The following is a 10000-nucleotide window of genomic DNA, read 5'->3' as shown; positions in this document are numbered from 1 at the left end:
GAAATCTATTTAGGTAGAGCGTCATCCGTATACCCTCGGGGGTAGAGCACTGGATGGGTAATGGGGCCCCACAGGCTTACTGATCCTAACCAAACTCCGAATACCGAGGAGTACTAGATGGCAGACACACGGCGAATGCTAACGTCCGTCGTGGAGAGGGAAACAACCCTGACCTACAGCTAAGGCCCCCAATTCATGGCTAAGTGGGAAAGCAGGTGGGACGACCAAAACAACCAGGAGGTTGGCTTAGAAGCAGCCATCCTTTAAAGATAGCGTAACAGCTCACTGGTCTAATCAAGTTGTCCTGCGGCGAAGATGTAACGGGGCTCAAGCCATGAGCCGAAGCTTAGGATGCGTTTATCGCATGGTAGCAGAGCGTAGTGTGACATAACTCCATGTCTCCTTACCGTCTTCGGGCGGATTGGAGACGCGGGGTTTTCTGTGAAGCCGGCGCGTGAGCGATCCGGTGGAGAGATCACTAGCGAGAATGATGACATGAGTAGCGACAAACAGTGTGAGAGACACTGTCGCCGAAAGTCCAAGGGTTCCTGCTTAAAGCTAATCTGAGCAGGGTAAGCCGACCCCTAAGGCGAGGCCGAAAGGCGTAGTCGATGGGAACCAGGTTAATATTCCTGGGCCAGATGGAAGTGACGAATTTCGAAGGTTGTTCATCCTTATCGGATTGGATGGGCCGCTTAGAAGTTCCTGGAAATAGCTCCATCATGAGATCGTACCCTAAACCGACACAGGTGGACTGGTAGAGAATACCAAGGCGCTTGAGAGAACGATGTTGAAGGAACTCGGCAAAATACCTCCGTAAGTTCGCGAGAAGGAGGCCCGGTTCCAAGGCAACTTGGAGCTGGGGGCACAAACCAGGGGGTGGCGACTGTTTACTAAAAACACAGGGCTCTGCGAAGTCGCAAGACGACGTATAGGGTCTGACGCCTGCCCGGTGCCTGAAGGTTAAAAGGAGGAGTGAGAGCTCTGAATTGAAGCCCAGGTAAACGGCGGCCGTAACTATAACGGTCCTAAGGTAGCGAAATTCCTTGTCGGGTAAGTTCCGACCTGCACGAATGGCGTAACGACTTCCCCGCTGTCTCCAACATCGACTCAGCGAAATTGAATTACCTGTCAAGATGCAGGTTTCCCGCGGTTAGACGGAAAGACCCCGTGCACCTTTACTACAACTTCACACTGGCATCAGGCCAAGCATGTGCAGGATAGGTGGTGGGCTTTGAAGCGTGGACGCCAGTCTGCGTGGAGCCTCCCTTGAGATACCACCCTTGCTTTGCTTGATGTCTAACCGCGGTCCGTTATCCGGATCCGGGACCCTGTGTGGTGGGTAGTTTGACTGGGGCGGTCGCCTCCTAAAGCGTAACGGAGGCGCGCGAAGGTTGGCTCAGAGCGGTCGGAAATCGCTCGTTGAGTGCAATGGCAGAAGCCAGCCTGACTGCAAGACTGACAAGTCGAGCAGAGTCGAAAGACGGCCATAGTGATCCGGTGGTCCCAAGTGGGAGGGCCATCGCTCAACGGATAAAAGGTACGCCGGGGATAACAGGCTGATACTGCCCAAGAGTCCATATCGACGGCAGTGTTTGGCACCTCGATGTCGGCTCATCTCATCCTGGGGCTGGAGCAGGTCCCAAGGGTACGGCTGTTCGCCGTTTAAAGAGGTACGTGAGCTGGGTTTAGAACGTCGTGAGACAGTTCGGTCCCTATCTTCCGTGGGTGTAGGATACTTGAGAGGAGTTGACCCTAGTACGAGAGGACCGGGTTGAACGTTCCACTGGTGGACCAGTTGTCGTGCCAACGGCAGTGCTGGGTAGCTATGAACGGACAGGATAACCGCTGAAGGCATCTAAGCGGGAAGCCCCCCTCAAAACAAGGTATCCCTGAGAGCCGAGATAGACGATCTCGTCGATAGGCCGGAGATGTACGCACAGCAATGTGTTCAGTTGACCGGTACTAATTGCTCGATAGGCTTGATTTGATCCAGAAGAAGCAAGACTTCTTCCGGTCGAAAGCATACACAGCGACGGTGTGCTGACTTGGACATGCAGAGGTTTTTCATGGTTTGGTGGTCATAGCGCGAGCAAAACACCCGATCCCATTCCGAACTCGGCCGTTAAGTGCCGCAGCGCCAATGGTACTGCGTCTTAAGACGTGGGAGAGTAGGTCACCGCCAAACCTAGTAAAACCTCTGTTCCGTATCTCTCTTCAACGATGACACAGCACGGCATTGGCGCGGGATGGAGCAGTCCGGTAGCTCGTCAGGCTCATAACCTGAAGGTCGTAGGTTCAAATCCTACTCCCGCAACCAAATTCAAAAGCATTGCGCACTCCGCCGACGGAAGTCAGGCGGATTTTTTCGTCTGAGCCGAGGCAGTTCGGTCAACGTCATCGACGGATACACATGTGTCAGGCGCCGCGGCAATCTTTCGAAGGACTGGGCTGCATACTGCAGACCCGTGCGCAACCTGCTATGGTATCGAACAAGAGCTGAGGCAGTCTTGGGCGCGTTCGAAAGATCTCGTCGGATCGCACCCGAAGGTGCGCTATTCAGTTGATCAGGTCTGCAACAGCGCTCTCGTAGGCGCTGGAGGTTCGCGTGGCGGTCAACCGGTCGCGCAGTTGCAGCGCGCGCTGCCTCGCGTCTTCCGGGTCCGAGAGGATCCGGCGCAGCGCCTCCACGTAGGCAGGGGCATCGGCCCCACGCGGCACGACCCCGGTCAGTTCTTCCTGAAGCACCTCACCTGTCCCGCCAACGTCGGTTCCGAAAAGCGGCAGCCCGGTCATAGCGACCTCGAGCAGAATCGAGGGAACACCGTCCCAGGCGGCTGTATAAAGCCATGCGTCTGCTTCGTGCAGCGGCAGGTCGCCGAAGCTTTCGTATTTTCCTTCGTGGATGATATTGTCGGGTCTGCTTGCCGGCAGTGCGCGGGCCGAACCCATGACCACCTCCCCCCACATGCGGAAATCCACGTCCGGGCACGCCTCGGCGATCGCATAGACCAGGTCCACCCGCTTCTGGGCGTCGAAACGTCCCGACCAGAATACCTGCGGACGTCGGTCGGACCGCGGCTCCGGGCGCGATGCCACAGGCAGGGCGGCATCCACCGGCGCGCTCAGTACCCGGATCTTGGAGGCGGAAGCCGGCGGGATCAAATGCCGGCTGACCAGTTCGTCGGCCAGATCGTGACTATCCGTGGCGATCGCATGCAAGGTTTCGAAATGCCGGTAGACCTGGGTCAACGGGTATCCCGTCGAATGGCCGAGCACCGTCTGTTCGTTGCAGAACAGGCAGCCCACCATGCGGAAACTGGCCTTCATGGCACGACCGTAAGTCGACAACGCCTGCCACATGAGGCGGCTGTTGACATTGAAGACCACGTCGGGTCGCAGCGCGCGCAGGAATTGCACCAGAACCCGTTGGGCCTCGTCCCCGGTCAAGGGCGCAACCAGCGCCGCGAAATCGACGTATCGTACGCCTGCCGGCAACCGACCTTCCGGAAGATCGCCTGAGCCGTCGGTGCCGATGACCACGAGGTCCTCTGCGCGGTGAAGGTTGGTGAGCGCATGCGCGATATGACCTTCCATGCGCCGCGCGCCGCCCCAGCGCGGCCGGTTCACGCAGATAACCGCCTTGGCGCGCGCGAGATCCGCGGCATTACAGAGCGCATGAATGGCTGCGACCCGCGACACGACGATGTCGCCGTGAAACGGCGGAATGCGCAGGCCGAGCGCATCGGGCCAGGTTCCGCTTATCAGCGGCTCGAAGGCAGCCGCTCGATTGACCACTTCGCCGAGACGACCGCGTTCGAGGCGGCCGCGGATGTCGTCATAGCGGGACTGGATCAGGTCCAGTGCCTCCTGCGGCGTGCGGCCTATGATTGCCGCCAGTTCCTCGAAGCGTGCGAACGGGGCCGCGATCAGTCCTCGCGACTTGCCCTTGGCCAGGTAGTGGTGCAGCGGTCCGGCCGGATCCTCGGCCGCCTCGGGGTGCCGGGCCAGGTAATGACGATTGCTGAAGTACTGCAACGGTTGCCGGTTTTCGGCAACACCCATCCGCATGAAGTGCCCAACCGGGTCGATCTTGCGCGCGCGGGCGAGATCCGGGTACTTCGACAGGTAGTAGGCGTAGTCGAAGTTCTTCGCGACGCGTTCGTAACCCTTCGTGTCCCGGGCCGCGTCACGCTGCGCCCGGGTCTTGGCATATTCGATCCTTTCCGCCAGGACCGGCCCGTAGTGGGGCGCGTCAACGCTCTGGTCTCCAGTCGGCGCAAATGCGCTTTTCGTCCATGAAGTCAGGCGCGACATCGCGCCGGGCTTGTCAAGCGGCGTCCGGTCGAACGGGGCGCCGAGCTCTGAAATCCGGTCGATCGCCATCGGTTCGAGCGCGCGCACGACGGCCTTGCGCCCCTGGCTTTCGGTAACGAGAGACGAATCTCTGCGGCGCTTGAAGATGACAGTGTCACGCGCCGAAACGTGGCGCCAACCCGCGGCCATCGTCTCGACGCTGAACTGCCAGTCCTGATAGCTGAGACCGTTGGGTATGTCGCGACCCGCATAGGCGATGGTCTCGTGCACTTCGCGCGGCGCCATGCACATGCTGTCGTAGTAGTTCATCGCGTAGAAGTACCACGGCGTGAACAGCGGATCGTCCTGATCGGGATTGAAATAGACCGAACTGCCGCCATCGAACAGCCAGTTCAGTTCGGGATGAACGATCCGTTTCTCGCCGGCCGCGCGGGCCTCGGCCAGCAGGCGTGCGGCTTCCGACAGCCAGTTCTCCGAGATCAGGTCGTCGGCGTCGAGAAAGGCGATGAAGGCGCCGCTGGACCTGCGGATCGCGGTATTGCGCGCACGTCCAAGGTCGCGCTCTTCCAGTTCGATGCGCTGCCAGCCGTCCAGTGCGGGTTGATGGAACCACGCCTTGGTGTCCGGCGTCGCCGCATCGAGAACAATGATTGGCTCGACGGTGAAGCCAGCGTCCCGGGCTGTTGCGATCGCGACTTCGGCCGCCCGCATCGTCGGGCCGCAGACTAGCGTTTCGTCATGGGCTGTCAGGATCACGCTGAGATCGGGGTGCTGCACGCCTTTGTCCTGGTCGATCACGGACTTTTTCCTTCGTTTTCGAAACCCTTAGTGAGGTTGAGAGGGCCTTTCAAGCAAGCGCGACCGCCTTCGAAGACCACATGCCGGGTGCAGGTCTGCAAAAGGCTGGCGTCAGACCAGCGCCGGTTTCCGGCGCGCGACGCAGAATACCGTGTTCACCCTGAGATCGCGTTCGGTGATGTCGGGAACGGAAGTGCGCACGCGCTCCAGCACTTCCGGCGTCAGCCGTGCGAGAGTGGCCGCATTGGAATCGATCTCTTGCCAGGTCTCGATCGCGAAATGCTTCTCGGTGATCCGCCGGATCTCGTCGAGGCGGACAAGGTTGAGGTAGGAAGTGAATTCGGCGTTGTAATCCTTGGCAAGCTGCGTGGCGATCTCGATATGCCGCCAGTCGGCGACCCGCCGATGCCTCGGATCGGTCTCGTCGAACTGATCGGGATGGACCGGCGGATAGTGGTGTCCGTTCCAGCAATAGTAGTTGTGGTGCAGGTAAACGACGCGGCTCTGGTCGTGCATCAGCGGCACAAGCCCCTCGAACACGAGATCGAGCTGGATCAGATGCTCCGTGACGTTGTGAAGCGCGATGGTGTCGAATGTCTCGTCGAAGCTGAGGTCCTCGGCCGTGCCTTGAAACAATCGGATCGCCGGCAAGGCGTCTTCGATGCCGCGTGGCGTGACACCCATGTCCGTCCATTCGCGCTTGCGCTTGTTCCGAGCGCTGGTCGACTCGAGGTCCATCAGCGGATCGAGGCCAAGATAGCTGTCGGCGCCCGCGATCAGAAATCCCATGCCATAACCGCCGAAACCGCAGCCGACGTCGATGACAGACTTGTGCCGCACATGCTCCTGAATACGCCTGGGCCAGGTGACATAGCCGAACCGGCAGGAGATATCGACGAGATGCGCATCGTAGTTCCGCAGCGCGGCATCGAGCGACCGCGCGTTCCGAAAATAGGCGATCTTCGCCAGCGTGACGTCGTCTGACCATTCTCCGCCCTCCGGCAGATCGGCGATCGCCCGCGCGGCTTCCATGAGTTCCGCGGCCGGCGACATTCCGCTCTGCAACGGGCAGCGCTGGTCGATCAGGTCGAGATGGGCGCGGGCTTCGGCGGCGGCACGCGCCCCGCGGATCGCCGACAGGAGTTTTTCCGCACGCGACATCGACGGGTTCCGCGCCAGAGCGTTCCGGGCGGAGACCTCGGCGGCATCGAACTCACCAGCGTCGAAGCGCAACTGTCCGTCAAGCAGAAGCCCGTTAGGGTTGTTCGGCTTGCTGGTCCGGAACCGGTCGAGCTGAGCGCGAGCCTCGGCATGATTGCCGGACTCGTACTCGACGCGGGCCAGAAACATCCGCGCCATGCTGCCATCGTCGTTGCCGGCGATTTTCGAGAAGATCTCGCGGCCGCCGTCGTAGTCCTTTGCACCGAGGGCGGCCTTGCCCGCCTGCATTGCGTCAGCCGGATCTGGTGTCGAAACGGTATCGTTCATCGTGAGCTGCAGGTTCCTCAAGTATCCGCGCGCCAACCGCAGGAGACTTCGATCGTCTCGGTCGTCGCGCGGGCAGGTTCGGCGCAGAATGAATCGTCCCGTGGCGGACGACAATGCCTCCCGCCGGATATTTGTCGTGCGTGACTTCCGGGACCCGCGGTCGGATTGCCGTACCGCCCGTCTTTCGCGCCGCCGAAAGAAGTTGTATCCCGACACGAGCCGGTTCGCAGCAACTCGTGCGTGTGCCGGTGGAAGACGAAAGACAGATCATCGAGGCCCCATGCAGATCGACACATTCGACGTGAAATCCTTCCCCGGTATCGATGTCCTGGGTCTGGAAGACGACTCCCATCCGGTCCGGATCTGCATTGCCACCGAAGAGATCATTGGCCCGGTCCGCAACGGCGGGATCGCGTCGACCTACTACCATCTCGCCAAGGGTCTCGCCAGCCGCGGCCACGAGGTTCACGTGCTCTATCTCAAGGGGCCGGTGGTCGAGAACGAGACCCCCGATCACTGGGTTGCGCATTTCGCCGAGATCGGTGTCACGCTGCACTACCTCGACATTCCCGCAGCGCCGATCTGGGGTCCCTCGCAGCATTGGCAGCCGCGCTATCTCGCTGCCTACCAATGGTTGCGTGATCAGCCCGCTTTCGACATCGTGCACACGTCGGAATGGCGCGGCGGCATGGTCTACGCGCTGATGGCCAAGAGCCTGGGCCTCGCCTTCGACGAGACTCTTTTCATCGTCAAAACGTCCTCGCCGCATATCTGGAACCGGCACTACCAGATGCAGCCCATCGAACGCGTCGATCTGGTCGCGGCCAGCTACGCCGAACAGAAATGCGTTGAACTGGCGGACATGGTGGTCGGCGGCAGCGCCCACCTTATCACCTTCATGGAAGAGATCGGCTACAAGGTCCCGCAGGCAAACGTGTTCGTTCAGCCCAACATCGTCGACTTCTCCGAGGTCAAGGTGACGGATCTGCGTGAGCCGCGCGAGGCCGGTGACGTCGTCCGCACGCGCGAGCTGGTCTTTTTCGGACGCCTCGAGGCGCGCAAGGGCATCGAACTCTTTTGCAATGCGCTCGACAGCCTCATGGACCGCGGCATCCACCCCGAAAAGGTGACTTTTCTCGGCAAGTTCGGGGTCCCGCTGACCAAGTTCGGCGGCATCAAGGTCGCGGATTACATCGCGCAGCGGTCGCAGGACTGGCCCTTCGAGGTCGATGTGATCCCGGATCTGAACCAGCCCGAGGCCCTTTCTTTCATTTGCAACAGCGACAAGGTCGCGGTGATGCCGTCGCTGATCGAGAATTCGACCATGGCGGTCTACGAGACACTCGAGATGAAGATTCCGTTTCTCGCCACGCGCGTCGGCGGAACATTCGAGCTGATCGCCGAAGAGGATCGCGACGCATGCCTCGTCGAACCGACCAGCCAGTCGCTCGCCGCCGGGATCGAGCGCGTGCTTCGTGATGGCCAGAAGATCGCGCGACCGAGCTTCTCGAACGCCCGCAATCTCGAGGTCTGGTACGGGTTTCACAACCACGTCGGAAAGCGGATTGCCAAAGAGGGGCGACGCGACGCGATCCGCGGACTGCTCGGAACGACGCCGGCGACCGACGATGCCGGCCGTGTCGCCTACGTGGCGCTTGCGCGCGATGCCGCCTCGCTCGACGCAGCAGTGCGGTCGATCACCGAGGACAGCCCGGACGAGGCCGTCATTGCCTGCACCGATTTCCGGCTGGCGAAGTCGGCCGAGGCGGCAGTGCGGGAGCTTGCCGACAAGGGGCACCCGGTGCGCCTGCTCCGCTCGATCGGGCAGGCGGCCGGCGAGGCGCTGAACACGGCAGTGTCCCGGACCGCCGCCGAGGTCGTCATCGTCGCCGCCGGGACCGCCGCGTCGCTGCGCCCCGGTTTCGCGGCGGCCGCCCGTACCGGTCTTGCGCATGCCCCCGGTGCGCTGTTCACGACCCGGTTCACCGACAGCCACGACCTCTCCGGATTGCCGCTTGGCGGCGATGTCGCCTCGCAATACCTGACATCGGCGGCCTACGGGCCCGAGATCGTCGCGCTGCGCCGGGACCGGCTGAAGCAGCTTGGCGCGTTCGAGCCTTACGATGTCGAATACGGGCTGGTCCAGGAGTACGTCACCCGGTCGCAGGAACGCGACGGGCAGGACATGCTGGTCTATGCAGAACCGCTGCTTTTCTGGCCGGCGGTTCAGGCCGAGACCGAGGCATTCTCGAAGGATCCCGTGGCGAAGTATCTCAAGGCGAAGCCGCTGCTCGACACGTCCAGCATCGGCCTGCGCAAGATCCTGCTGTCCACGCTCGGGCAGGGCGGTGGCACCGGCCTGGGCGATCTCTCCGGGGTGAAATCCCAGGATGGCAAACCGGTCTGGCTGACCCCGCTGGACCGGATGGAAACCGACGGCAGCGTCGAGCGGCTGCGCGATCTCGTACTCGCCATCGACGAGGACAGCACCGATATCTACCTGCTGGCAAAAGGGTGGGGGCGGCGCGAGCTTCTGGTGTCAGACAAGCCCGTCCCGACGGACGCCGTGGACAGGACGCTTTTGCCGGAATGTACGCTTCGGCGCTTCCCGGTGCCCGAGGACTGGATCGCTGGCGCCAGCTACGAGCTCAAGTGGACCGTCGAGACCCCCGAGGGTCCGAAGCGGCTGCCCTTCCAGATCACCAAATTCGCCGATGGGATCCTCGCGCTGACCACGCGCCAGCCGATCATGACGTGGGAGGCGCTGCGGGCTGCTCTGGATCGCAGGGCGGAGGAAAAGCGTCAGTTCCTTCGACCGGTCGTGCCGGTTTCGCAGGACGCGGAAGACGTTCAACAGATGGAACTGCAACGGGTCGCTGACCGCAGCGGCGACATCCTTGGCCGCGGCGCGCCGGCGGAGACCAACGGGGCCGCCCCCCGGCGCGTACGGTCCGCGATCGTCGATCGGACCCGGAGCGACTGGAGCGAGGGCTGGCTGATCGGCTGGGCCTGGGACCGCGAGGATACCGGCGCGCTGCTCAACGTCGCGCTGGTGCAGAACGGGCGGCCGGTGGTCGCTGTACCGGCGGACGCGCATATCCCCAGCCTTGGCCGGCGCACGCCGGACCTCGAGTTTCACGGCTTCCGGCTGCCGCTTTCGGCGGAAATCCTGAAAGAGGAAGGCGAGGCGCGGCTGGTCGTGCTCGAGACCGGTGAAGAGGTTCCGGGCGCCCGGTTCTCGGTCACGCGCGGGACCCCTGGGCGAATGACGGTCACCCGAATTTCAAGCTGAAGTCCAGGCGCCGGGCAACCGCCCGGCGCCAGCCTTCGGCTGAACTACCGCCATGTTGAGACGCAGGGGATCTTGGTGGTGTCGCAGCGGGTGCTGTAGGTTTTC

Annotated in this window: 3 protein-coding genes, 1 tRNA gene and 2 rRNA genes (1 of these 6 cut by a window edge); 4 read left to right on the top strand and 2 right to left on the bottom strand. The window is 61.9% G+C overall.

The genetic code is table 11. From position 1 onward, the window contains the following. The 3 genes from R5H30_RS18900 to R5H30_RS18890 form a co-directional block, all read left to right on the top strand. Positions 1–1990: ribosomal RNA gene (locus tag R5H30_RS18900) — 23S ribosomal RNA — on the top strand; it begins 843 nt to the left of the window's first position. Between the two features lie 83 nt (positions 1991–2073). Beyond that, a 5S ribosomal RNA gene (rrf, locus tag R5H30_RS18895) occupies positions 2074–2188 on the top strand. 55 nt (positions 2189–2243) lie between these two features. Further along, positions 2244–2320: transfer RNA gene (locus tag R5H30_RS18890), tRNA-Met, on the top strand. 239 nt (positions 2321–2559) lie between these two features. On the opposite strand, the gene R5H30_RS18885 is transcribed toward R5H30_RS18890, so the two are convergent. Both R5H30_RS18885 and R5H30_RS18880 read right to left on the bottom strand, forming a co-directional pair. Next, on the bottom strand, positions 2560–5115 hold the full coding sequence (locus R5H30_RS18885; protein ID WP_318330190.1) for a glycosyltransferase: 2556 nt from the start codon (positions 5113–5115) through the stop codon (positions 2560–2562). Positions 5116–5226: 111 nt separating this feature from the next. Next, entirely contained in the window at positions 5227–6603 is a 1377-nt protein-coding gene (locus tag R5H30_RS18880; RefSeq protein ID WP_318330189.1) for a hypothetical protein, read from the bottom strand. A 280-nt stretch (positions 6604–6883) separates the two neighbouring features. On the opposite strand from R5H30_RS18880, the gene R5H30_RS18875 reads away from it, so the two are divergent. Next, positions 6884–9895 (top strand): glycosyltransferase family 4 protein, encoded by a 3012-nt coding sequence (locus R5H30_RS18875; RefSeq protein ID WP_318330188.1) that lies wholly within the window; start codon positions 6884–6886, stop codon positions 9893–9895. The last annotated feature ends 105 nt before the right edge of the window (positions 9896–10000 follow it).

It is taken from the genome of Roseobacter sp. FCG-D35 (assembly GCF_033436665.1).
In the GTDB taxonomy this organism is placed as follows: domain Bacteria; phylum Pseudomonadota; class Alphaproteobacteria; order Rhodobacterales; family Rhodobacteraceae; genus JAWQFO01.
This window is presented reverse-complemented; position numbering and strand designations above follow the sequence as displayed.